Annotated in this window: 16 protein-coding genes and 4 pseudogenes; 4 read left to right on the plus strand and 16 right to left on the minus strand. The window is 65.9% G+C overall.

Annotation, left to right across the window (positions count from 1 at the left end; translation table 11 throughout):
• Positions 1-14: 14 nt before the first annotated feature.
• From AB0N81_RS31470 to AB0N81_RS31500, 7 genes are all read right to left on the minus strand, one after another.
• Entirely contained in the window at positions 15-1319 is a 1305-nt protein-coding gene (locus AB0N81_RS31470; RefSeq protein WP_365364291.1) for an MFS transporter, read from the minus strand.
• 28 nt (positions 1320-1347) lie between these two features.
• Positions 1348-1560, minus strand: a complete 213-nt coding sequence (locus tag AB0N81_RS31475) for an MbtH family protein (RefSeq protein WP_365364293.1) — start codon at positions 1558-1560, stop codon at positions 1348-1350.
• Between the two features lie 46 nt (positions 1561-1606).
• Positions 1607-2950, minus strand: a complete 1344-nt coding sequence (locus tag AB0N81_RS31480; RefSeq protein ID WP_365364295.1) for a condensation domain-containing protein — start codon at positions 2948-2950, stop codon at positions 1607-1609.
• 140 nt (positions 2951-3090) lie between these two features.
• Positions 3091-6270, minus strand: a complete 3180-nt coding sequence (locus AB0N81_RS31485; RefSeq protein ID WP_365364297.1) for an amino acid adenylation domain-containing protein — start codon at positions 6268-6270, stop codon at positions 3091-3093.
• A gap of 89 nt (positions 6271-6359) precedes the next feature.
• On the minus strand, positions 6360-7391 hold the full coding sequence (gene gntD, locus AB0N81_RS31490; protein ID WP_365364299.1) for a guanitoxin biosynthesis L-enduracididine beta-hydroxylase GntD: 1032 nt from the start codon (positions 7389-7391) through the stop codon (positions 6360-6362).
• Positions 7392-7414: 23 nt separating this feature from the next.
• A complete protein-coding gene (vioD, locus tag AB0N81_RS31495) occupies positions 7415-8533 on the minus strand; it encodes a capreomycidine synthase (protein ID WP_365364301.1) in 1119 nt (372 codons plus the stop codon).
• 333 nt (positions 8534-8866) lie between these two features.
• Complete coding sequence (locus tag AB0N81_RS31500; RefSeq protein ID WP_365364303.1) at positions 8867-9559, minus strand: transposase; 693 nt, start codon at positions 9557-9559, stop codon at positions 8867-8869.
• A gap of 296 nt (positions 9560-9855) precedes the next feature.
• On the opposite strand from AB0N81_RS31500, the gene AB0N81_RS31505 reads away from it, so the two are divergent.
• Positions 9856-10161, plus strand: a complete 306-nt coding sequence (locus tag AB0N81_RS31505) for a condensation domain-containing protein (RefSeq protein ID WP_365364377.1) — start codon at positions 9856-9858, stop codon at positions 10159-10161.
• 44 nt (positions 10162-10205) lie between these two features.
• Here AB0N81_RS31505 and AB0N81_RS31510 read toward each other — a convergent pair.
• Positions 10206-10428: pseudogene (locus AB0N81_RS31510) on the minus strand (ISAzo13 family transposase); the annotation flags it as partial.
• Positions 10429-10643: 215 nt separating this feature from the next.
• Here AB0N81_RS31510 and AB0N81_RS31515 point away from each other — a divergent pair.
• Positions 10644-11876: a cytochrome P450 gene (locus AB0N81_RS31515; RefSeq protein ID WP_365364305.1), complete on the plus strand. Its 1233-nt coding sequence runs from the start codon at positions 10644-10646 to the stop codon at positions 11874-11876.
• On the opposite strand, the gene AB0N81_RS31520 is transcribed toward AB0N81_RS31515, so the two are convergent.
• The 5 genes and pseudogenes from AB0N81_RS31520 to AB0N81_RS31540 form a co-directional block, all read right to left on the minus strand.
• Complete coding sequence (locus tag AB0N81_RS31520; RefSeq protein WP_365364307.1) at positions 11839-12114, minus strand: hypothetical protein; 276 nt, start codon at positions 12112-12114, stop codon at positions 11839-11841. The two genes, AB0N81_RS31515 and AB0N81_RS31520, sit on opposite strands and share 38 nt — an antisense overlap.
• Before the next feature lie 15 nt (positions 12115-12129).
• Positions 12130-12396, minus strand: coding sequence for a hypothetical protein (locus AB0N81_RS31525; RefSeq protein WP_365364309.1), 267 nt, complete (start codon positions 12394-12396; stop codon positions 12130-12132).
• A gap of 351 nt (positions 12397-12747) precedes the next feature.
• Positions 12748-16137 (minus strand): thioester reductase domain-containing protein, encoded by a 3390-nt coding sequence (locus AB0N81_RS31530; RefSeq protein ID WP_365364311.1) that lies wholly within the window; start codon positions 16135-16137, stop codon positions 12748-12750.
• Positions 16134-16367: pseudogene (locus AB0N81_RS31535) on the minus strand (acyl carrier protein); the annotation flags it as partial. The pseudogene AB0N81_RS31535 and the gene AB0N81_RS31530, both read right to left, overlap by 4 nt.
• A gap of 423 nt (positions 16368-16790) precedes the next feature.
• Positions 16791-18659 carry a non-ribosomal peptide synthetase gene (locus tag AB0N81_RS31540; RefSeq protein WP_365364379.1) on the minus strand — a complete coding sequence of 623 codons (1869 nt, stop codon included), beginning with the start codon at positions 18657-18659 and terminating at the stop codon, positions 16791-16793.
• A 661-nt stretch (positions 18660-19320) separates the two neighbouring features.
• Between AB0N81_RS31540 and AB0N81_RS31545 the strand changes: the two genes are divergently transcribed.
• The gene (locus AB0N81_RS31545; RefSeq protein ID WP_365364313.1) at positions 19321-20532 is read left to right on the plus strand and encodes a cytochrome P450; all 1212 of its coding nucleotides are present in this window, start codon (positions 19321-19323) and stop codon (positions 20530-20532) included.
• 970 nt (positions 20533-21502) lie between these two features.
• Here the strand turns inward: AB0N81_RS31545 and AB0N81_RS31550 are convergent.
• Positions 21503-21841 (minus strand): annotated as a pseudogene (locus tag AB0N81_RS31550) (ATP-binding protein); the annotation flags it as partial.
• Positions 21842-22008: 167 nt separating this feature from the next.
• On the opposite strand from AB0N81_RS31550, the pseudogene AB0N81_RS31555 reads away from it, so the two are divergent.
• Positions 22009-22171, plus strand: a pseudogene (locus tag AB0N81_RS31555) (helix-hairpin-helix domain-containing protein); the annotation flags it as partial.
• Between the two features lie 543 nt (positions 22172-22714).
• Here the strand turns inward: AB0N81_RS31555 and AB0N81_RS31560 are convergent.
• Entirely contained in the window at positions 22715-23566 is an 852-nt protein-coding gene (locus AB0N81_RS31560) for an AraC family transcriptional regulator (RefSeq protein WP_365364315.1), read from the minus strand.
• Between the two features lie 662 nt (positions 23567-24228).
• Complete coding sequence (locus AB0N81_RS31565; protein WP_365364317.1) at positions 24229-24750, minus strand: DUF4232 domain-containing protein; 522 nt, start codon at positions 24748-24750, stop codon at positions 24229-24231.
• Positions 24751-25395 lie beyond the last annotated feature (645 nt).

Here is a 25395-nt window from a genome sequence, read left to right on the forward strand (position 1 = left end):
CAGTCGAGTACCGCTCAGCTGACCGTCGCCTCACTGCCGCTGTCCGGCACGTGCGGTTCGTTCTGCACCTGTAGCTCTGGTTGCTCAACCTTGGTCAGGGCAAGGGCGAACAGTGCCGTGCCCACCACCGCGACCACAGCACAGCCCACCAGCACCGGGCGCAGGCCGAACAGGATGCCCAGTGGGCCGGCTACGGCGAAGCCGACCGGCTGGGCGATCTCCGAGGCCATCAGATCGAAGGCGGCCACCCGGCCGAGTACCGCGCTCGGTACGGCTCGCTGCATGAGGGTCTGGAAGAACACTCCTTGCAGGCCGATCGCGCAGCCGGAGAGCACTGCGGCACCCGCCACCACCACCGTCGGCACGCCAGAACCGAGGGCCAACGCCTCGAAGACGATCAGCGGTGGCAGCCACGCTATGAAGACCACCGGTTGCTTCGGCTTGATCCGCCCGGAGGTGAACTCCGCGCAGAGCACGCCGATGGTCATGCAGGTGCCGATGACACCCCAAGCTGCGGGACCGCCCAGATGGGTGTCGGCCACCAACGGACCGAGGACCGCGAGGGGAGCCAGCAGGACCATCGAGAACAACGTCCACTGCAAGGTGAGCAGCCATAGCCAGGGGCGCTTTCGAAATTCCCACCAGCCTTGCTTCAGCTGCGTGACCGTCCCGCCTTCGTGATCCGGTTCGACTTCGCCCCGGGCGGGGATCTTGGCGAATATGAGACAGAGAGTGATGAAAGCCATCAGCACGCTCTCCACCAGGAAAGCGGCTCCCGAACCGTACGCCGCCACGACCACTCCTGCCGCCGCAGGGGCCACCGTCCAAGCCAGCGAGGAAAAAGCGCCGACCAGCGCATTGGCCTCGTCCAGGTCTTCCCTCGCAACGACGTCCGGCATGATCGCCATGCTGGCCGGACCGAACAGCGCGTCAGCGCCGCCATACACGACTGCCAGAGCGAAGAACCAGGCGAGGGTTGCAGTATCCGTGAGGAGGCCTATCGCCAAGGTCGCCGCCGCGGTCAGGCGTACGATCGACGAAACGATGAGCAAAGCGGCACGCGGAAAGCGGTCCGCCGCGACGCCGGCAAACAGCGACAAGGCGAGCGAAACCGCCGCCTGAACTCCGAGGACAAGGCCGAGGTCACTCGCAGAACCAGTGGTGTGGAGGATGCCGAAGCTCTCCGCGACCGGCAGGAAGCCGTTGGCCATGCTGGAGCCCAGCCGGGCGGCCAATAGGCAGGTGAAGTTTCGGTTGGTCAGCAGCCTTCTGCGTTTGCTTCGGCGTCCTTTTTTGTCGGAGACCTCTACATCGCTCATTGCGTCTCTTTCCGCGCGTGCTGGGCCCTCAAGAGGTTGTCGCTGCCTCGATCAGGGACTTGGGCCGCATGTCCGTCCAGTTCCGTTTCACGTACTCCAGGCAGTCCTCTCGCCCGGCTTCGCCGTGCACTGCGGTCCAGCCCTTGGGCACGGTGATGGCGGCGGGCCACAACGAGTGCTGTCCCTCGGCATTGACAAGGACCAGGTACACGCCGTCTTGGTCCTCGAATGGATTCGCCACTGCTTTCACTCCCCTAGGTAAGTTGTCAACATTCGTCAACGGGCACTCAACCCGATACGCGTGGCACGTCGACTGTGCTGATCGGCGCATCCGGGTCCGCGGCAAGAGCGGCCAGCATCCGCCGGTAACCGTCGGCCACGTGCTGTGCGGTCTCCGGTTCGAACATGTCGAGCTGGTACTCCAGGAGCGCATCCATTCCAGCCGGCTCCTTGTCCGGGCCGAAGTTCTCCCGCAGGCTCAACGCCAAGTCGAACATGGAGCTGCCGACGTCGATGTCCAAGGGCACGTCGGTCAATCCGTCGAACTTGAGCCCGGCGTCGGTGTTGTCCTCCAGGGTCAACATGACCTGGAAAAGCGGGTGACGGGTCCGCGAGCGGGCAGGATTGAGTTCCCTGACCAGGCGATCGAAAGGGATGTCCTGGTTGTCGTAGGCATCAAGGGCGACGGCCTGGACCCGCTTGGTCAGGTCTCGCAGACTCGGGTCGCCGGAGACGTCGACGCGGAATACCAGCATATTGACGAAGTACCCGACGAGATCGGTCAGCGCATCATCCATGCGGCCGGCCACAGGTGAGCCGAGCGGAATGTCGGCGCCCGCACCGAGCCTGCTCAGCAGGGCCGCAAACCCGGCCTGCAACACCATGAACATGGTCGCATTTTCGGTGCGGGCCACCTCGGCCAGTGCCGTATGCGGATCGGCGTCGAGGGTGAACTCGATGGTGCCCCCGGCGAAGTCGGACATCGGCGGGCGCGGGTGATCCACCGGCAACCGCAGTTCCTGGGGAATGCCGTCGAGCACCGAACGCCAGTGCGCGAGCTGTCTCGACGCCAGGCTGTCCGGGTCCTCCTCGCGGCCCAGCAACCGCCTCTGCCAGAGTGCGTAGTCGGCGTACTGGACAGGCAGCGGCGGCATATTCGGCTCGGCACCACGGCGCCGCGCCGCGTAGGCCCGGGCGAGGTCTCGGGTGAACGGCCCGAGCGACCAGCCATCGCTGACGATGTGGTGCATCGATATGAGCAGCACGTGCTCCTGCGGCCCCAGTGCGAACAGCCATGCCCGAAGAGGCAGGTCGTGCACAAGGTCGAACAGGTGCTCCGAGGCGTCGTGCATCGCCTCGTACACCTCTTCCTCGGCAAGCTCCTCGTACTCCAGTCTCACCGCGTATTCCGAGATGTCCAGGACAACCTGGTGCGGCCCGCCCTCACCGTCCCGGATCACCGTGCGCAGCGATTCATGTCGCTGCACGACGTCCCGCAATGCCTCCTCAAGGGCTGTGCGGTCCAGCTGCCCCGTCAGCCGCGCAGCGAGCTGCATGGTGTACATCGAGTTGCCCGGATTCATCTGATGGATGAACCACAGTCCGAGCTGGCCGAACGACAGAGGAATCATGACTGGTCCCAAATAATGTTGGCGCTTCGGGAGGATCGGAGCGCATGATGCCGCCCGACAAGAGGCTGCTCACCTCGGTCCGATCGGTCATGCAAACGGCTTGACACAATCAGCAAATCCCTACTGCTCTGTGCCGTGGGTCAGCGGACCATCGGGAGGAGTGCCGGCCGGGTGATGACGGCGGTCTGACCAGAGTCGATCTGCGCCGCGAGCAACGCCGCGGTAGGCGCCTGGAACAGGGCCTTGATACCGATCTCCACACCCATGACACTGCGGATCCGGCTCAGCAGACGCACCGCGTGCAGAGACCGGCCGCCGAGTTCGAAGAAGCTCTCATCCACGCCGACCGCGGTGAGGTCCAGCACCTCGCTGATCAGCTTGCACAGTTGCTGCTCGCGTGCGGTGCCCGGGCCGCGATCGGCGACAGCTGTTCGATCATCCGGAGCAGGCAGGTTACGCCGGTCCACCTTGCCGTTCGTGGTCAACGGCAGGTTCTGCAGGCGCACCACGGCGGACGGGAGCATGTAACCGGGCAACTGTGACGCGGCGTGGGCGAGGATCTCCTCGTTGGGCGCCTGGGCCACTACGTAGGCGACGACTTGCCGCAGCCCCGGCCTGTCCTCGCGTACCACGACGGCGGTCTGTTCCACACCTGGGTGCGCTGCGATCACGTTCTCGATCTCGCCGAGCTCGATCCGGAAGCCGTTCATCTTGACCTGGTCGTCCCGGCGCCCGACGAACTCGAGATTCCCGTCGCTACGCCAGCGGGCCCGATCTCCGGTGCGATACATCCGCTCCCCGGCCGGACCGAAGGGACAGGCAACGAAGCCGGCCGCAGTGAGGTCGGGTCGGCTGAGATATCCGCGGGCCAGCCCAACGCCGCCAAGGTACAGCTCGCCCGCCACGCCCACCGGCAGCGGCCGCAGGCCCTCGTCCAGGACGAAGATCTGGGTGCCGGCGATCGGCCGGCCGATGGGTGGCGGTTCGTTCCCCTCGTTCCCCGTCAGCGGGCCGATCAGCGTTGCGCACACCGTGGCCTCGGTAGGCCCGTAAGCGTTGAACATTCTGCAACGCCCGGACCAGCGTGCGGCGAGGTCGGCGGTCAGGCTTTCCCCGGCAACGACGACGGTCAAATCCGCGGGCAGATCCTCGTCGGGGGAAAGCGAGGCGAGTACCGAGGGCGGCAGGGTTACGTGCGTCACGGTCTCTCGGACAAGCGCGGCTTCGAACGAGCCCCCGACGAAATCGTGAAGACCCGGGACGAACACCGCCGTAGCACCGCTGAGCAGGGCCATGCAGAGCTCCGAGACGGAGGCGTCGAAACTCGGACTGGCGAATTGCAGGACCCTGCTGTCGGACCGTACGCCGAACGCCTCTATCTGCGCGCCGGAGAGCCCGGCGAGGCCCTCGTGCGTGACCGTCACGCCCTTCGGTGTCCCGGTCGAACCGGAGGTGTAAATGACGTATGCCGGGTGCGCGAGGGTGAGTGGGTGCGACCGCTGTGCGTCGGAGAGGTTCGATGCGTCCGCGTCCGCGTCACGCCCGGTCTGCTGTTCGTCGAGGACCAGGATCGGCGTAGTCCAGGGCTGGGCCGTGGCGCCGGCGGCATCGGTCAGCAGCAGGGCGGGACGCGCGTCGCCGACGATGTACTCGATTCGCTTGGTCGGATAGGCCGGGTCGAGCGGTAGGAACGCGGCACCCGCCTTGCTGATCGCGAGGATGGCCAGGACGAGGAGCGGGCCGCTGGGCAACGCAACCCCCACCAGCTCCTCGGGTCCCATTCCGCGGGCAATCAGGGCTCTGGCAAGCCGGTTGGCCCGCTCGTTGAGTTGTCGGTAGCTCCACCGCGATTCGCCGCAGGAGACCGCGCATGCGTCGGGGCGCCGCGCGACCTGGGCCTCGAAGAGCGAGGGGAGATCGACGGGATCGTATGATGCGCCGTCTCCGCTCTGCTGCGTTGCCAGCAGAGCGTGCTCCTCCTTTGAGGCCAGTGGAATCTCGCACAGCGGTCGGTTCGGCGACCGGACCGCGTTGGTGAGGAAGGTGGTGTAGTGCGTTGCGATGCGGCGGATCGTCTCCGGCGCGAACAGGTCGGTCGCGTACTCGATTTCCGCTTCGAGTCGGCCGTCCCGCTCGACGACCTCGATACTCAGGTCGAGTTTGCTGGCGGTGCGCGGTGGCGGTGCGGCGCCCTCGATCGTCAGTCCCGCGACGTGTATGGACTCCTCAAGCGCCTCGTCGTAGATGAACGCGGTCTGGAACAGCGGATTGCGGCTCGGGTCGCGTGGCGTACGAAGTCGCTCGATGACCTTCTCGATCGGCGCTTCCTGATAGGCGAGACCTTCGATGGAAGCCCGGCGTGTCTGGTTGACCAGGCCGTGGAAGGTCTGATCTCGCTCTGGGCGTACCCGGAGGGCCAGGACATTGACGAACATGCCGATCATTTCCTCGGTGCCCGGCTCGGTCCGACCGGCCATGGCGGTGCCCACCAGCAGGTCCTCTTGACCTGCGTAGCGGCCGAGAACGGCAGCCCAGCCAGCGAGCATGACCACATAGGGGGTGACGCTCCAGCGGCGGGCCGCCTCCGCGAGTTCGACGCCCAGCGAAGCCGGCAATGTGAAGGAGTGGCTGGCGCCCTGGAAGCTCATGCGTGAGGGACGCTGGAAATCGGTGGGCAGTTCAAGTGTGAAGGACGCGTCCCTGAGCTGGGTACACCAGTGCTCGACCTGACTGTCCAACAGGCCCTCGTCGAGCGAGCGACGTTGCGCAACGGCGTACTGCCCGTAGGCGAAAGGCAGCACGGGGAGCTCGGGTGTGCGGCCCTCGGCCCCTGCGGCAAGAAGTTCGGCAAGCTCCTGGACCAACACGCCGGCCGAGACTCCGTCGAAGATCAGGTGATGTATGTCCACCAGCAGGCGGTGATCCGCGGGACCAAGGCGGTACAAGCCGAACCGCACGAGCGGCCCGTGCAAGAGGTCGAACGGAGCTGCCGTCGCGGCGCTCACCCGCTCAGTCATCTCCTGCTCCGAGGCCACATCCTGTGGATCGAGTCGTACGGGGCGTGCGGGGACGACGACGAACCGGGGCGAGCCAGACGCGATGGAGACCACAGAGTGCAGCACTTCGTGCCGTTCAACGATGTGGGTCAGAGCCACCTCGAGCAGCCCGGGGTCCAGCTCGCCGCGCAGGGCGAACACAACCGGGGCCCCATAGTGCGAGCCCGCATCGGCGAGCTCCTCGGAGACCCAGATCCGCTCCTGTGCCAGGGAAAGGGGAAAATCCCGGTCAACGCGGCGGTCCTGGCTGTCTTTCGGTTGCATCGCAGAGTCTTGGGTAGTCGACACCGACGTCTCCCAGTCGTTTCCGGGTAGGGTCCGTCCGGCCGCGAGGGCCGAGGCGCTGTAGGTCGTCAATGGATCACTCGCGCGTCGTGGCTGATTCTGCGATCGCGCGACTTCCGCAGGTCGCGCGCCACGTTCAGCCTCTTGAGCCAGCGGTCCGTGCCATCGAAGCGGGCAGTGAATGGCACCCTGCCGTGCACGATCTTGTAGTTGTCCAGGAAGAGCAGTTCACCCGGTTCGAGCACGTAATCTCGTATGTTGCGATCGACCTCCGCGACGATGGCCTTCATTGCGCGGGCGCTGTCCGGGACGGCGTATGCGTCCTCCATGAAGAATGGATCGATGCGCAGATAGGGTGCTTCGCGGTCGCCGGAGAGGATTGCGACTCGGTCGGGCTCACTGTCCTTGGCCATGATCCATTCGTAGCTGCGCGAGAGCAGCTCGCGTTCGCGCGTCGACATCTCCCGGCTGTCTTCGTCGTGGTGCGGCAGATGCGAGCGGTCGGGCTTGATCGGGTACCGCTCCTGACAGAGCAGGTCCCTGATCTCACCAGTGAGCTCGAGGTCGTCGACCGAGGCGAAGGTCGTCGCCACCTGGTCGTGATTGCGTAGACAGGCCAGGCCGAGGTAGTCGGCCCGCAGCGGGTGGAAGGCCTCCTCGGTGTGCCAGGTCAGCAGTTCTTCGCTGCCGGAGCCAAGCTGCTCATTTTCGTGACCCTTGATCGGAAAGATGTCGTGCATGATCCGGCCGTCCTGCTGTGTCGCCCAGGCGATGGGGTCGCCCAGCAGGGCCGCGCAGAGCATGAAGTACACCTCCGCGGGGAGCGTGGACGCTCGGCCGACGTGGGAACGCCAGTGCTCGGGAGTGGGCCCGATAGCGACGTCGTCAATCCGGAAGCCGCGGATGGACAGCACGCCACCGGAAGCCTCCAGGCGGAACGCGTTCAACTCAGCCCGCAGCCGCTGCGGCAGCTCGTGTGCGTACACCGCGCACTGCCGGACGAACTCCGGGTCACTGATCGAGTCGAACTTCGCCGTGAGCGAAGCGAGTACTTCGTTGACTGTCTTCAACTCAACGTCTGAGAGTTCAATGCTCTGCATGTTCGTCAGGGTTCCTTTCCGCCTCACGGTTGGGGGCTCGCGGCGAACTCAGCGCCCAAAATGTCCAGGCCTTTGCTCAGTTGGCTGCGATCGCCGCCGAAACCGAGCCGGACGCGGCACGGGTGGTCGAATGCCCGGCCGGGGACGAGCAGTATGTTGCTGGTCTCTCCCAGCCGACGGCACAGCTCGGTCGTGTCCCGCCACGGGCGCAGTCGCGGGAATGCCGTCACTCCGCCGAGGGGCAGCGGGAGGTCGACACGATCCTCGTGCCGCGCGGCCCAGTCGGCCAACAGGCCTCGGTTCTCCCTGGCGTTCTTCAGCCTGGGAGCGATGAAGACGTCTGCACGCTGTACGACGCGCAGCGCTATGTACTCGAGAAGCGGAGAGAGGCTGAGTGTGATGCGGTCACGCAGGTTGGTCATCGCACGCAGAAGCTCCGGGTCGGCCATGCACCATCCGAAACGCATGCCGGGTAGACCAAAAGATTTTGAAAAGGTTCCGATCGACACAGTGCGCGGATAGGTCAGTCCGGGGTCCGGCAGCGGTGCGTCATCGTAGACCAGGTCCGTGAAAGCGCCGTCCCACAGGAGATGGGCGCCAACATTGTCAGCAATCTCGAGCAGGCGACGGAAACCAGCAAGGTCGAGTGTCGCGCCGGTCGGGTTGTGCGGAAAGTTGACCACAATAACCTTTGTGCGCGCAGTGACCAGCTTCGCAAGTTCCTCCACGTCAGGCCGGAATTTGTCCTCCTCGCGCAGCCGCCAGCGCAGAACTTCGCACCCCATGGACTCTGCGACGGATACGTGCGAGTGGTAGGCCGGGTGCAGGGCGACGACTTGGTCACCTGGCTCAAGGAGGGTCTGGAGCGCGACGTAGATAGCCTCGCTGCCGCCGTGCGTAAGCATCACCCTGCGCGCGTCACCGTCCCCCCAGCGCGAGGCGATGGCCTCGCGCAGGTCGTCCCGGCCCAGGCACGGACTGTCCCGGAAAACGATCTCGTCCAAATCACCGGACTCGATGCCGACGAGTTGTCGCACCTGTCCGAGCGAGTAGTCAAGAACCCCACTCGACCCGATGTCTATCGCAGCGTCATGATAGTGGTCGCGCATCCAGTCTTCGAGCAATGCCCCATCAAAATTCATCGTTCTCCAGAACCTTATCCGCGCGACCCGAGAACCGCGACCTCATACAGAGATCACAAGAGGTAAGTAGATTCAGTTCGGCAGAGATGCTGATCTCGCATTTCTGGTCCAATGACTGTGATTCCTCAAACTCCCAGATCGAGGGCGTGAGGTCTTCTGTGGAGCAATGTATGTCCTCCCCGATATGGGCAGTTGACAGATATTGCCCGCTGCGGGATCTACGTTGCTGCCCATGCGTCGATGAGTCGGGTGACCGTCTGCCGATAACCGGCATCGAGGAAGAAGGGGGCTTCCGTAGCGTGGTGAGCGGCACGCTCCAGGCACCAGCGACCTTCAAGTGGTGTTGCAGGTCGGGGTGGTTCGAGCGTGAGGCATGTTCCGGCGAGGCACCCCTTGACGATGTCGGGCCAGTACTGGATCGGTTTCGGCTTGCTCTTCACCGCAGGGCTGTCGGCCCGGGCCGGGCGCCGTGTGCGGCTGGCTTGGTGCGGGTGGCTGGGTCGGACCGGCTGCGGGGTGGTGGTGGGCGGGCGTGTACGGCTGTGCGTGCTGCGGGTAGTACACGCGGCCGTCGGTCCACACCGTGGTCACCGTGACGATGGCGTTGTCCGTCTTGCCCAGCCGGCCCAGCCGCTGCCGGCCCACGTGCGCGGTGGCCGTGCCGTCCTTGCGGTCCGCGGAGTCGTCGATCACGATGACCCCGCCGTCGTGCGGCGCCGTCGCCGGCTGCTCGCGCGGCAGTTCAGGCCGCCGGTCGTTGACCTGCTCGGCCTCCCAGGGCGACTCGGACAAGAAGAACTGCAGCCGCTGCACCCCGGGCATCCCCGCGCCGGCGACCGGCTCCGCCCCGGCCAGGCAGGTGATCGTCTCGTTCCGCTCCCGCGGCGCCGGCAGCCCGGTCAGGTACGCACGACATCCCCGCCGCTGTGCCAGGCTGAAGAAGGAGTCATCGAACCGGGCCGCGTACTCCTCCAGCGGCCCCGGCCCCGGCCCCGGCGCAGGCGGACACGGACAGCGAGCAGTCATCTTCAGCCCCCAGCACGCCAGTTGACTTCCACCACCGGCCTACGACCAGCCTGACCTGCCATCAACCCACGCCATCGCCGGATTTGACGTACCACCATTCCCACGTCGAAGGCGTCGGACAGCGTTCGGAGGATGATGACGTCTCTGGGGTGCGCCGACCTGCGCGAGGCCGTTGCGCAAAGATTTGGGGCAACGGGGACGCACAACGGGTGATGACCACGCACGGCAGTAGCGAGGCGCTCTGCGTCGCGCTCCAGACCCTTCTCGGTACCGGCTAACTGCCCTTCCGTGCCTGACTGTTCGCGCTCGACCACGTACTCCTCCTCTCGATGCACCGCATGGTCAGCGACGGCTGGTCGCGCCGGCTGCTCGCCCGCGGGCTCTCCCGCGCCTACGCGGCGCGACGGCGCGGCGTCACACCGGATACGCCGAGGCTTCCCGTGAGTTACGCGGACCACGTGCTGTGGGGGCCGCCGCGCTGGACGGCATGCCCGAGGAGCTGCGGCTGTCGCTGGACGGGACGCGTCGGCCGGTGTCGTGTCCGACGGGGTCTGCGGCACGATCACGTTCAGCGTGGACGAAGGGGTTACACACAGCACTGACCCAGGTGGCCCGGGCCGAGGACGTGACGCTGTTCAAGGTCCACAGCCTTCCTCCGGCCCCCACCAGGACGACGCACCCGCCCCAACAGAGCTTCACCGGACTCCAGTTCAGCCGCTCCGCGCGAGACCCTGCCCTCGCGAACCCCGGCCGCGGCAGCCGACGATCCTGATCCCACCATGCCCCAGCGACAGCGCTTCCGCCCCTATGGCCGGCCGACGCCGACGCTCGTCCAGATGCGGCAACAACACCTGGAACTTCGCAGCCAGGACGGCCTCGATCCCCTCCGGTCTCTCCCCGGGAGCCACGCCTTGTTTCCCGGCAAGCCCTTAACGACCAAACCCCACCGAAGAATCGATGCGCATTCGTAGACCCAGAATGGGCTGTTGTCCATCGTTGCCCGATACTCGATCAATATTGCTGCGTCATCTTCCCTCGTCGATGCGGCTGTTAAGGTCACGGAGCGCGATGCCGAGCAAACTCCGTGACAGCGAAGGTGATTTCCTTGGTGGACATGCGAGCAGGGTTTGACTATGACAGCCATGACCCGGCGATAGCGGTGGATCCGTTTCCGACCTATGCGAAACTCCGCGAATCCTGCCCGGTGCAGTGGAGTCGCGCCTGGGACGGCTATTGGGTCGCGACCGGCCACCGTGAGGTCTCCTCGGCGGCCCGCGATGCCCAGACCTTCCAGACCGCGCAGGACAGGGCGGACGGTACGGTGCAGGGGGTGACCATTCCCTCACTCGGGCAGAGCAACCGGATGATACCGCTGGAACTCGACTCGCCGGAGTGCCTGAAGTACCGAAAGCTGATCTCCGTGTTCTATTCCCCGAAGCAGGTCGCCACGCGCGCCGGCGAGGTCCGGCAGTTGGCGGCGGCTTGTATCGACGAGGTGATCGAGCGCGGCGAGTGCGACATCGTTCTGGCGATGACCGAGAAGCTGCCCAGCATTCTGACCATGCGGGACATCGGACTGCCGGAGGAGCGGTGGTTCGACATCGACTCCCTGCTCTACCGGGGGCTTTTCGCCGCTCCGCACGATCCGTCGACAGCCCGCGAATGCGCACAACTGATCTGCCTGGAGCTGGTAGAAGCACTCGACGCGCAACGGGACGGCGACAAGCGGGGATTGCTCGGGCACCTGGCGACCTGTGAGGTCGACGGAGCACCGGTACCGGACGATGACATCATCTCGATGATGTATTTGCTGCTGCTCGGCATCCATCCGACGTCAAGCCTGACCGCTATCGCGCTCCGTACCCTCGCCCAGCAACCCGAGCTGCGGTCCCGGCTGATGTCCGACCGCTCGATGATCCGCACCGCCGTGGACGAGTTCCTGCGGTGGGTCTCGCCCGTTCAAAGCACGGGCCGGATTGCCGCCGAGGACGTCGAACTCGGCGGGCAGCGCATCACCCGAGGCGAGCAGGTGCTGCTCGGGTGGGCCGCGGCGAACCGCGACGATTCCGTCTTCCCGCACTCGGACCGGATCGACCTGAACCGCGACGCCGGCCGCCACCTCGCTTTCGGTGCCGGCCAGCACTATTGCGTGGGCGCGGCCATGGTGCGAGAGATGTTCACGGCGATGCTGGAGGAGGTGTTCGACCGGATACCGGACTACACCGTCACCGATGACGCGGCGATCGAATGGTTTCCGGATCTGACCCCCGTATACGGGATCAAGGCTCTGCCGATACGGTTCGCGCCCGGCCGATAAGCCGGACGTCGTTCATGACCGAGGAGTCGGCCGGGAAGTCGACGATCGGGATCTCCGTCGCGAAGGCACTGTTCAGCCCTTCAGGATCTGCAGCAGCCGGACGCCACCTCGGCCGGCGAGCAGCAATCCCGGCCGTCTCCACCAGGTGCTGCAGCAACTGACTGCGGCGCTGTTGATTTGCTGTCCAGGCGACCTCGCCGTACTCCGAAAACACCACGGCAGAGACCCAGTTGACCACCTCTCTCTACACCCATCACCCAGTGCCGTCAGGGTGAGCAGACCAGAGGACGCGGCTGCCGTCGTAGATGCCGTCGTCCTGGAGCCGCCGCGCTATCACCTCGGACAGACCCGGGCTCTCCGGCCGCGCCTCGGTCCCCAGTTGCACTCCGGTCCAGGCGCCCACGACCAGCCGTGCGATCTCCGCGGGGACCGCGTGCGGCAGCAGCTCGCCGTGCTCCTCGGCCTCCACGAGCAGGTCCTCGAACAGGCTGATCCCGTCGGGCCAGCGCGTGTGCCGCACATACTGCGTGCCTTGGGGTGAGCGGAAGTTGGACGGCCAGCACGCAGCATCGGTTCCTGGGGCATCCGGTGTACGAGCAGGAGCCCGAGGCCGACCCATTCCTGGAGCTTGTGCGTCTGCGGAACGAGCCCCTCAGTCCGGTCCGTTCGACGAGTGCGGCGGTGGTGGGGGCTTCGTACCCGACGTCGATGAACAGGCGCGCCATGGCTTCCATGGATGGCCTCACGCGTACGCATCGCACGCTCCTGACGCGCTGCTCGGCCGCCCCCAGCCTCTCTCGCCCCTGCCTGACCCGCGGGACGCGGAGCCGAGGACGGGGGATGGCCCCGGCCCCGCGTCCCGGGCAGCACGTCAGTGGTTGACGTGGCCGCCGTCCATGGGGCGCCCCGCTGTCATCAGGTTCTTCAGGTCCCGGGCGTACTTGGCGACGAGGTCGCGCGTGACGCTCGGGATGTCCCCGTGCCCGGCGATCGCGCCGGCCCGGGCGGCGGCGCGGAACCGGTCGGAGGGGATGACGGATCCGGGTACCGGGTCCTCGGGCTCCTTGTAGCCGTGCAGGATGGGCAGCGCCGCGTACGTCCGCTGTGCCTGGGGCAGGGTACGCATCGCCGTCTCGAACCGCTGGTACCACTCGGCGTAGTCGTCCACCCGCTCGATGGCGTGGCCGTCCTGGATGAACCAGTCGACGATGGCGTCGAGGGAGACGCCGTCGTCGTTGGGGTTCACGAGGCTGAACGTCCGGTATCCGGACGAGGCTTCAGAGGCGCCGTGGCCCCCCAGCGCCACCATGGCGGCGGCGGTGAAGTCGACCGGCAGGCCGTCGTAGTGGGCGCGTTCGCCGTCCGCACGGTAGAAGCTGCGCGGCGCGATCCCGGTGGCGAGCACGCTGAACAGGAGGCGGCTGAACACATCGTCGACGTTGAGCTGTCCCCCGTACCGGCTGTGCGCGAGGATCATGCTGGACCGGAAGGTCGTGACCGGCAGTCCGCACAGGTCGTGCGCCTCCCGCAGCAGCACTTCACCGGCCCATTTACTGGTCGCGTACCCGTTGGCGTAGCCGTCGTCGACGTTCAGGGCCGGTATGGCGACGCGGACGTCGGTGTCCTCGTCGAGGGCCGGCCGGCAGGAGTCGGCGACCGCGACGCTGGAGATGTAGGTGATCGGCTTCGCCCGGCGGGTGAGGGCCAGCCGGACGAGTTCGGCGGTGCCGACGACGTTGGCGTCGAAGAGGTGCGGGTACGGCAGGAGGTGGTTCACCAGCGCACCGGCGTGGACGATCAGGTCGACCTCGTCGGCCAGCCGGTCCCAGGCCGCATCGTCCAGGCCGAGCCGCGATTCCGCCATGTCACCCGCCACGACCTCGAGATGGACCGCGGCCAGTTCCTCGTACGTCCGCACCAGCTCCGGGTCGCCGCTGTCGAAGGCCGCGTCCAGCCGCTGCCGGGCCGCGGCGGTGTCCTTGCCGCGTACCAGGGCGATCAGCCGGCCGCCAGCCGGCGCCAGGGTGCGCAGCCATTCCAGGGCGAGGAAGCGGCCGAGGTAGCCGTTCGCGCCGGTCAGCAGCACGGTGCGCGGCTCCCGCTCGGCGCGGGGCAGCGCGGGGGCGTCGGCGAGGAGGCGTGCGTCGAGGAACTTGTCGAGGGTGAGGTCCTTCACGTGGACCTCGGTCACGCCCTCGCCGTGCACCGAGGCGAAGGTGGGCCGCCGCACGGCCGTAACTCGGCGAGCAAAGCGCCCGGCGCCCTCGTCGCCTTCCTTGAACTCCACGATGCGGATCGTCATTTCCTTGAGCGTGACCGGTTCCAGGAACAGCTGGATCGGTACGTCGATGCCCAGCTCGTCGCGGAGCCGTCCGGCCAAATGCACGGACGTCAGCGAGTCGCCGCCTGCCTCGATGTACGTCTTCTCCAGACCGGCGGGTCCGTCGAGATCCAGCGCCTCGATCACCAACTCGGCGACCGTGGACTCCAGTTCGCTCACCAGTGCGGGCGCCGCACTCTCGGCCGGCGCCTGAGCGGCCGGGCCGCGCAGCGTCAGGGCGCCGTAGCTCTCACCCGCGAACGGGTACGACGGGAGCCGTACCCGGCGCACCGCGCCCTCGAGCGTCGGCCAGGTCACCTCCTCGCCGCGCAGCCACGCCTCCCCCGACGGGTCCCGCACCGGATCCGGGTGGCCCTCGGCCAGTGCCATGAGCTTGTCCGACGCCTCCCGCACTCCGGCGGCGACCACGTAGGCACGCACGGGCATCCCGACCCGGCCGGTACGCAGGGTGAGCGCGACATCGGCGAGGGCGGGGGCGTCGGACTCGCGCAGACGTGCCGCCAACCGTGATGCCACGAGAGCGAGTTGATGCTCGGTGCGGGCCGACAGCGGCAGGGCCGTCGGGCGGGCGTCGGCCTTCGCGCGCGGCTCGCGGGCCGGTGCCTCCTCCACCACCACGTGCACGTTCGTGCCGCCCATGCCGACCGACGTCACGCCGGCCAGCCGGGGCAGGTCCGGCCTGCGCGGCCAGTGACGGGTCTCGGTCACCAGCCGCAACGGCGAGTCCCGCAGGGCGGCCATCGGGCTCGTGACGTTCACCGTCGGGGCCAGGGTGGCGTGCTCCAGCATCAGGACCGTTTTGATCAGCGCCGCCACACCGGCCGCCGCGTCGGCGTGCCCGATGTTCGACTTCACCGAACCGAGCGCGATGCCGACGCCGCCGTCGAGGCCGGATCGGGCGGTGAACGCCGCGCTCGCCGCCGCCAGTTCGATCCGGTCGCCCAGCTCGGTCCCGGTCCCGTGCGCCTCCACGTACTGCGCCGCCGACGGCTCCAGCCCCGCCGCCGTCCACGCCTCGGTGATCGCTGCCGTCTGCCGGCCCACGCCCGGAGCGGTGAAACCGACCTTGCCGGCCCCGTCGTTGGTGACGGCCGTGCCCCGGATCACCGCGCGCACCGGGTCGCCGTCGGCGAGCGCGTCCTCCAGCCGCCGCAGCACCAACACGCCCACCCCGCTGCCCGGCACCGTGCCGGCCGCCTTTTCGTCGAAGGGGCGGCAGCGGCCGTCAGGGGAGGAGGTCCCGCCCTGGTAGTAGACGTAGCCCTCCTTGCGCGGGGCGCCGATGGCGACGCCGCCCGCGAGCGCGGTGTCGCACTCGCCGAGCAGCAGGGCCTGGACGGCAACATGGATCGCCGTCAGCGAGGACGAGCAGGCCGTCTGGACCATCATGCTCGGCCCGTCCAGGCCCAGCCGGTAGGAGATCCAGGGCGCCAGGAACTCACGGTCGGTGAACAGACGCACCTGGATCGCGCCGATCGACGCGGCGAGCGCCGGGTCCGTCTCGGCGGCCAGCGCGTGCTCCGTCGAGCTGCCGCCCATGTAGACGCCGGTGCGGGACGGGGCGTTCAGCGGGGCGTACCCGGCGTCCTCCAGCGCCGACCAGGCGGTCTCCAGGAGCACCCGGTGCTGCGGGTCCAGGGCGGCCGCCTCGGTGCGGTTGAAGCCGAAGAGCTCGGCCTCGAAGCGGTCCGCGTCAGCCAGATGCCCCTGCACCGGGACGAACGCGGGATTGCGCAGCTCGGCCGGGTCCGCCCCGTCGGCGAGCAGTTCCTTCTCGGTGAACTCGGACAGCGAGCAGACGCCGTCGCGAAGGTTGGCCCAGTAGGCGTCGAGGTCGGGGGCGCCGGGGAAGCGTCCGCTCATCCCCACGACGGCCACCGCTTGCTCAAGGTCGTGCTGTGTGGCTTCCTCGGTCGTCATCGCATCGTGCCTTTCCTGGAACGGAGTTTGTGCGGGGCGGCCCGGCGGTCGCTGCCGCGCCAGGCCGCCTCCTGCGCGGCCGTCTGGTCGAGATGGGCAGCCACGGCGGCCACCGTCGGGTGCCGGAACAGGTCGGTCAGGGTGATGAGGTCCTGGTACTCCGGGTGTTTCTGGAGCGCCGCGAGGACGGCCAGCAGCCGTATCGAATTGCCACCCGAGTCGAAGAAGTTGTCGTGAACGTCCGCGTCACGTCAATCCCCGGTTCCCTTGCCTCGTACCCCACTACGGATTTCCCCATGTCGGGGTTACATCCCTATTAGCCTGCATGAGGCGAGTCCTTCCGCCTGGTTACCTTGACGTTGAGGGATTTCCGGATCAGGGCGTATGGAGGTTCTGAATGGTTGACGGTCCGCATGCTCGTCTTCGTCGCCGAAGATTGTGGAAACGGAGCTGTGTCCCCACCCGACCAGGGTGTCCATTAACAGGTCGTCGGCGTCGTTCTCGGGGTCGGCCGGCGGTGGGTAGCTGGCTGCGTTGCGGTTACCCGAAGCGAATAGATGTGCCACTGGGGTGCCGCGCGCCAGGAAGACTCGGGCAGTCTCCAGGGCTACCAAGGCGCCCATACTGCGATGGGGTCCAGGTCAACTCCACCGTCACCGCCGTCCCCCTCCCTCCAAACGCTGGCGCCGTACTCGCAGCGCGCGAGCGCGCCTCGCCGATGCCGCTTGCCCGACCACAGCCGAACCATCGTCCGAGTGCACGCCGTTACGGATCAGCGTTGCCTGCGCCGCCACCGTGGTATGCGAGAACAGAGAAACAACCGAGAGCCGAAATCCCGTACGTCGCTCAAGGGCGTTCTGAAGCTCAAAGAGCTTGATCGAGTGGCCGCCCAGATCGAAGAAATTCACCTCGATCGGAACGTCTTTCCGCTTCAGTACCTCGGCCCACGCGGCGGACACCCGTCCAGTCGTGTCGTCCGTGGGGGCGGCGGCTACCTCCTCTGTCTGGGAGTCCGGATAGGTTTCTGCCAGAGTGCTAAGGCGTTTTCGGTCGATTTTTCCGTTGCCAGTCACAGGAAACCGATCGAGCACATGAATCCAGTTCGGAACCATGGCCTGCGGCAGCCTGCTGGCCACATGCTCGCGGATTGGTCCTGGAGAAATGTCAGGAGTTGACAGGACGAACCCGACAAGCTGGGTCCGCTCCGCGTTCGTCACTACGGCGGCGTCGCTGACCCCTGGTGCAGTACGCAGATGAGCCTCGACTGCGCCGAGCTCGATCCGATGGCCACGGATCTTTACTTGCTGATCGCGGCGGCCGAGGAATTCCAGCTCACCATCTTCTTTCCACAGGGCGAGGTCTCCCGTGCGGTACATCTTGGCGCCCTCGACGTCGGTGAAAGGGTCGCCGATGAAAGCCTGGGCAGTCGCTTCAGGGCGGCCGAAGTATCCTCGGGCTACCCCTGTGCCGCCAATGAACAACTCGCCTCTTACACCGCGTGGGACCGGCTCCAGTTCCTCATTCAGCAGGTATAGGCGGACACCAGGAACCGGCCCGCCGATGGATATCGGTCCAGGGGCCTCATAACGGCGGAAGCTAGCCCATACAGTGGCCTCGGTCGGGCCGTACTCATTGACCAGGGCGACTGTGCGGCCGAGCAAGGCGAAATGGCGTTCCACCAATGCCTCAACTAGCGACTCGCCGGCCACGATCACCGTATCCAGCGCATCCAGCCGCGTGCCCTGCCGTGCCGCCGCGTCTAGCAGTGCGCTGTAGAGGAGCGGTACGCAGAGCAGCCGGGTCACCTGCAAGCGTTCCACCAGGCGGGCCAGCCGCTCAGGATCGCGGATTTCATCAGATGCAGCTACGACTAGGCATCCCCCCGCGCTCAAGGTCCCCCACACCCCGGCAACCGAGGAATCGAAGGCCAAGGGGGACACAAGCAAGAAGACTGGAGCGCCGGGATACACCGCGCGGCGTGCCCAAGTGGAAGCGGACAGCTGACTGTGCTCGACCAGGACGCCTTTGGGCTCGCCAGTGCTGCCCGAAGTGTAGATGATGTAAGCGGCGTCATTGGGTGTCACCGCGACTGCCGCCGCCGCGGTCTCTTCTCCTTCTCGGGCGTCCTCCGCTCGAATGACCGGGCATGTGAGCGTGGGCAGTCGGGCAGACGTGCCGTCTGCGACGATCACGGCAGACACGCCCGCGTCAGCGAACACATCAGCGATCCGCTGATCAGGGTGGGCCGGGTCTGCCGGGACGTACGCGGCACCCGCGTACAGGATTCCGAGAACGGCGGCAATCATCGCGTTCGAAGGTTCGACGAGCACACCGATTCGCTCGCCTCTGCCCGCACCTGCCGCACGGACAGACGCTGCGATGCGCCTGGCCCAAGCGTCGAGCTCGCCATAGCTCAGCTCGGTGCCCCTGCTCCGAACGGCGACCCTCAGCGGATCACTGCCGGCTATCCGAGCCACGACTGCATGGACTGGGCTGAGTTCCTCGTGTGGAGCGTTCGACACAAAGTTCTGTTCTGGCAAGGTCATCAAAATTCCCACACTAATTCGTCGTCACGGAGATCGGTGTGTCCAAGCAGTTCAGTCCGCAACCCGGCTAGCGTTGCCTACGGATCAGGTACTACCGGTATCAACTCCCGAAAACAGACTGCATTCCTACGGACAGGAGTGGCGGGCGAACATGAGCAGTACACGCTCATCGGACGGTCACTGAACTTGACTCAGACCGAAGGGGATTCACTCTGGCATCCGCTCACCCCAGCGTCAACGCCACAAGAAGGGCCAGCGAGGGCGCGCGCAATACGTGTCCAGAAGAGCGCAATAACCGTCAACCGTGCTTTACTGACGACGCTTGACGCCAGCTCGCGGGCATTGCTAGCTTGTCTCGATATTAGGAAGGATCCTGTGCGCGAGCAATAAGGTATAGAGTATCTGATCTTCGTGAACGGTGAATAGCAGTACTCCATCTGGTCCGCTTGATCAGGCCGTTCCGGCGATATACAGACGAAGTACGACTCGGCGTTGGTGAAGGCGCACGAACGACGATCGCCCGCGACTTCATCCGCCTCTTCTTTACTGAAGGCCGACTCCTATCGACCTATCCCCCACACACTAGACGCCTCGGGTTTTTTCGACTTCTTCGATGCGGTGGACTGGAGGATCTTCCATGCGCGCTCCCCATACGACGAATCTTTCTCACCTGCTCGATCCCGAACATGCGGCGGAGCCATACTCATGGTATGCCGAGTTACGTACAAAATCACCGGTGCAGTGGGATGAATGGATGCAGACCTGGGCGGTGTTCGGCCATCCGGAAATCCTCGATCTCTCGAAAGACAAGCGTCTTTCTGTAGCCAGAATATCGGATTTCTACGAGAGCCTCCCCGAACAGGCCCGTGGCGATGTTGCACTGCTGGCTCGCACATTGTCAGACATGATGCTGTTCAATGATCCACCGCATCACACCCGGCTACGCCGACTGATCAGGCCGAGCCTTTCTCCTCGCCTCGCCCGGGAACTACGCTTTCATGTCCAGGAGTTGGCCGACGCACTACTCGACAAGGTCCTGCCGAGCGGGCGCATGGACATCATTCACGACTTCTCGGAACCGCTCAGCCGTGGCGTCATCGCGAAACTGGCAGGCGTATCTGACGACGCCGCCCACCTCATGGAGAGCTGGCAGGGGCTGTTGCATGAGTTCTTTACCCAGTCCGACTCCCAGAACGCGCGGATACAGGCACTGAGGGAGTCCTTCGATCGCACTGCCGCCGCTCGTCGGAACAGCACGGCCGACGACTTCTTCAGTCGGATGATCAGTCCTCAACTCCGGGCAGCCGACTACACCGAGGACGAAGTCTTCGCCAACCTCCTACTGCTCATCGACGCGGGGCAGGCGACTACCACACATCTGATCGGGAACGCGGTCCTCGCCCTGTTGAACGACGACGAGCAAACTCAGCGGCTGCGCAGAGATCCTGAGCTGATTTCACCCGCCACGCACGAACTGATGAGATACGACAGTTCGGTCCAGTTCACCACTCGGAAGGCGCTCGCCGACATCGACCTCGGTGAGCACCTGATCCAAGCCGGCCAGTCGGTGACCCTGGTTCTTGGTTCAGGGAATCGTGACCCCCGCCGCTACACCGACCCTGACATATTGGATGTCTCCCGACCGGCTGCTGATCACCTATCGTTCGGGCACGGCATCCACTACTGCCTGGGCGCCTCACTAGCTCTCACCGAGATCGACGTCGCACTGCGGGCGCTGCTGCGTCGGACCACCAACTGGAAGTGCGAGGTGGCGCAGCCCGAGTGGCTCGAAAGCATCAACTTCCGCTTCCTTGCATCCCTTCCGATCACTTTTGAGGCAATCGCCTGAATGTGGCATTCGTCTCGGCCGAACGAGAGTTCCTTGGGGCATGATGTCGGCGCATTGCCGCTGACGGGGCAACAGCTCACGTTGATGTGGAGTTGTGAGCTGGGCGACAGCGGGCCGACCCGTAACGCCGTCGGACGGTTGACCTGCGGGCTGCCTCTGAGAAGAGAGCATTCTCCGCGCCCTCTCCGTCGTTCTTGCCGCGCATCCGGTGTTGCGCAGTCCGTTCGCGTTGTCGGCCGAGCTGGCCCCTAAGCAGGTGTTCCACCGTGAGGCGGTGTGCGAGCCCGGCATCGTCGACCTTCGCATGATCGCGGACGCCGACACCCGGAGGCGCGTTCTTGATGATGCCGTGCAGCAACTGGCGGATCGCCCGTTCGACCTCGGCCAGGCACCGTTGCTGCGAGTCCCTCCCGGATGTCGCTGCCCCGGCTCCGGGCAGCGCCGTGTCCGAGGACTCCGCCCACTGGTACGACGCCATCGTCGGCTTCGGCTTCGGGGCTGTCTCGGCTGGCCACAGGATCGCTCCCCCCTCCCCCCCTTACCGGTGGTTCGTCAAATCCGGCGATGGTGTGGGTTGACGGCAGGTCAGGCTGGTCGTAGGCCGGTGCTAAGAGTCAACTGGCTTGGGGGCTGAAGATGACTGCTCGCCGTCCGTGTCCGCCTGCGCCGGGGCCGCTGGAGGAGTACGCGGCCCGGTTCGATGACCTCTTCTTCAGCCTGGCACAGCGAGCGGCGGGGATTTCGTGAGTACCTGACCGGGCTGTCGGCGCCGCGGGAGCGGAACAAGGCGATCACCTGCCTGGCCGGGGCGGAGCCGGTCGCCGGCGCGGGGAAGCCGGGGTGCAGCGGCTGCAGTTCTTTCTTGTCCGAGTCGCCCTGGGAGGCCGAGCAGGTCAACGACCGGCGGCCTGAACTGCCGCGCGAGCAGCCGGCGACGGCACCGCACGACGGCGGGGCCATCGTGATCGACGACTCCGGGTGGCCCGAGCAGAGCGACGTTGGCTTTGTCCTCGACGAAGGAGAGGGTGGCCAGGTCTTTGACCCTGCGTGGGTCGAGGTCGGGCTGAAAGGCGAAGTCGCAGTCCTCCAGCGTCTTGTGGTGCGGCAGCTTCGACAGCCGCAGGCCGTTGCGGAAGCGGCGGTCGTCGCGGCCAGCAAGTTCCTCGGCCAGCACCAAGTCGAGCAGGTCGAGGTAGCCCGTCTTGGCCTCGTCCGCCCGCTGGATGTACTGGTTCAGGGCTTCGGCCAGGTGCGGCAGGCCGAGCTTGGCGGCGGTGGTGCGGATGCGGGTGCTGGTCAGCTCACTCAACGGGCTTTCTTCGTGGAGGGGTTGGCAGTGAAGGGGGGAAGTATCGATGCTGCGGCCCAATCCATGGGCCGTGTCAATCCCCTGGTTGTGCGGAGACGTTGGTTATGCGGCCCGGCCTTCCTCATCGGTCCGGGCTCGCGCTTCCTGGATGGCCCGTTCGAACTCGACGGGCGGTTTTGCTCTTCCTCCAGACTGAGGAGATCTCCACGTCGATCGCCGTGCATCTGCAAGAAGTACGGTGACGCCTCAATCTCGATTGTGAAGAACCAGCCCTGCCGGCTGGCCGCCGACGTCTGGGGCATCGGCTTCCTCACCACTGCCGAGATCGCCCATTGAGGACTCCGGCGAGCCCGGTCCTTGACCCACGGGCCGCTGCGAGGTCGGATGTGATCGAATTCGTTCACCGGGGCCACTCCGGTCCTGAAAGGCTTGTCCCGCCTGCTGAACGCTGGACGGATTCCGAGCCGCCTACCGTGAACATTTCGGCGGGGCATATCGCTGAACAGCGTGAGCGGCGACCTCCTCAAGACCATCCGCGCCGCTGGTGTCCAGGGCGGGGCGGATCAAAGTCCACCCACCCTTGGAAGCACACGCACTACATCAACGCCTCCACCGCCCGCCTCCGGACACCAGCCGACGTCGCGACATTCCCCGCTTCCGACCCCACTCAAGATCTGCACGCCCTTACACCGAAGACCGAAGACCCTACAGACCCTCCAGCGGCGGAGCAGGGCCACGACGAGGTTCTCGGGCGGGTGAGCGCGAGCGGGAATGCCCTGATCGCTCTGCCCGGGGGCCTCGTCCGGCACGTGTCTGCCACCTTCTCCACCACCGTGTTCGCTGGGGCCATGGTCCGTCGTCACGTGTCGGCGTTCAAGGAGCGGGCGGACACTGCCCTCGCTGCCGGTACTCCGAGGGCGAGCAGCCCATGTGCTTCCTGAACACCCGCGCGAAATTCTCCGGATTCGGGAAACCACAGAGCCTGCCGACCTGGGATATGGGGTCGCTGCCCGCTGTGAGCAAATGACGGGCAGCGTCGATGCGTAACCCGGTCAAGTACCGCATGGGCGTCTTTCCCGTGGTGACAGAGAATCGGCGCAGGAAGTGGTACCGGCTGAGACGTGCTTCTCCGGCTAACTGGTCGAGTGTGATGTTCTCGGACAGGTGCATCTCCATGTAAGCCTGCAGGGTGAGCAGTTGTTCCGGTCTGAGACCTCCCGTGCCCGGTGATGCGGGACGGAATGGATGGAGCAGGTGTTCGGCCAGGTAATGGGCTGCACTCAGGGCATAGCGCTCTCCTGCACCTGTCTTTCGGGCGTGAAGCAGGGTTTGCGCCATGGATGCGACATGTGGATCGAAGGCGCGCAGTGTCTGCAATTCCGAAACATCACGGACAGGGGCGGCGGTGTGTGTGTCCAGTGCTCGCTGAAGGAATTCTACGGAAAGCTGGATATAAACGACTTCGAATGGGAGACGTCTGGGCGGTGTCCTGCTGAGCCGGATCAGGTTGTTGGGTGCGACCCGGCAGACCTCTCCAGGCGTGAGCGTGGTACCTCGCCAACCGTGATTGTCTCGACGTTCAATTTGACACACACCTCGTACTGGCGTGACGATGCCGAACCACTGATCCGACAATTGATATGTCCAGGTGCCGCTGTCGAGTCCAGCGGCTTGCTCTTCCACAACGAGTTTCTGAAAGGATTGGTCTCGCCACGTAATGGTCACGTAGTTTTCCCTTGCGTGGGTCGGAGAAATGAGGAGTGACAGGCGCCAGGTTCGTCATATTTCGAACCGGACTGGAAAAATTACCCTCTGCGTCACGCAACGGTCAGCGACACGTCATTGGAGCTGGTGCCCACTCTGGATGGCACTCGCAGATGGACGGCAGGCAGAGGGATGGAGGGGCGTCATGGCAGGGCGATCCGCCGTGCGCTTACCGGGACGGCGGTGTTTGCCGACGTCTCTTGGACTCATCCAACTACTGGTTCACGTCCCTCGTTCACGATCTATTTCGGCGTTCACCGCCGCCTCGTACGGGAGGCTCTCTCCTCGCCAGTTCTCACCCCGCGCCGCCAGCCGGTGCGGACGTTCCTCACCCGCCATCACCTTCGCCGACGACATCAACACCGAACCGAACCTCGAAGAGTTCCTCGCCGGCAAATACGAACGCGGCACCGTCCTTCCCCGCGACATACTCCAGCGCATCCGCCGGAGCGGCCGTCTCGACCCGTCGACCGACTCAAGATCGGAAAACCCCGCACCGAACGATGATCGCCCTTCGTCCTAAGACTGCAAGGGCGGGCCGAAGGGCTCCGACGAGGACCGGGAGTTGGTGCGCGCGTGAGGTGAAGGGTCAGCTGGTACGACTGGTCAGCCGGAGAAGTGCGTCAGCTGGAGAAGGGGACGGCGTCGGCGGGGTCGGCATGCCAGTTGGTGGCGATGGGCTGGTCGACCAGAACGGTCTTGGGGAGGTCGAGGGTGATGGAGTTGACTTCGTCGCCGGCGACGGAGAGGTGGAGCTGGTCGAATTCCCAGCCGAGGCCGTCGTTGGTGATCTTGGGGTAGATGCCGGCGTAGGCGGTGGTGGAGCCTTCGAGGGTGACGCTCTCGCTGACAGCGTGCTCGGCGGGCGACACGGCAGTGTCGGGGGAGGATCCCAAGGACGCGGAGGGGAAGACACCCTCCAGGGTGCAGGAGATACCGGGCTTGGCCTTAGCGGTGAGGAAGAGGTAGCCGCCCGCCTGCGTCTCCTCGGTGACCGTGAAGGTCAGGTCGTCGGTTACGCAGGCCGGTGCAGCGGTGCTGCGGCCGTCGGCCGTGGCGGCGGCCGTCGCGGCGCCGGTGAGGGCCAGCGCGGCGACCGCGGCGAAGGCGAGGCGGGCGGAACGGGTGACAAGGCGCCAACGCATCTAGATCTCCATGGTGCTGAAGGGTGCGGAAGTGGTTCGTCCAGCGGGTTTCTGAGATGACCGCAGCTTGTTCGGTGATCCGTCCCGCCCGCCACAGATGACGACCACTACGGGACGCCGGAACGCCGAAACATGCCCTGACCAGCACAGACGTCGTGGGCGTGGAACGGGACGCCGGGACGTTGGGACGTTGGGACGCCGGTTGCCGAACGCTCTCTCACAAGCTGCTCCGACCAGCCGGACGACCACCGGTACGAGGATGACCACGAGACGAAGGACATGAGCCGTGGCCGTAGGGCGCAGACAAGCGGGTGGATCCGCCTCACTTCGGTACCGAACGCGAGAACTGCCGCTCCTCTACCGCCTGAGGACGCCACAACGTGTACGCAGAAGTCTTGGTCGCCTCTGCCACGGCGGCGGCCGTGAAACCGACTCGCCCTACCGCTCCGGTCGGCGAGCCCGGCCGTTGATCTCGTAGTACCCGTTGGTTGGTGGCCAGTTGCAGGATGACAAGCCCGAACACCGCCAAGCCGATCAGTGTTCCCACGCCGAGCCCGGCCCCGGCCCCCCCTCCCGGCCACCTCCGTGGCCGGGAGGCGCTCGGTCCGGCGTACCACCCACCCGTAAAGGAGCACAGCGAGCGCA

The organism is Streptomyces sp. NPDC093510 (genome assembly GCF_040683555.1).
Taxonomy (GTDB): domain Bacteria; phylum Actinomycetota; class Actinomycetes; order Streptomycetales; family Streptomycetaceae; genus Streptomyces.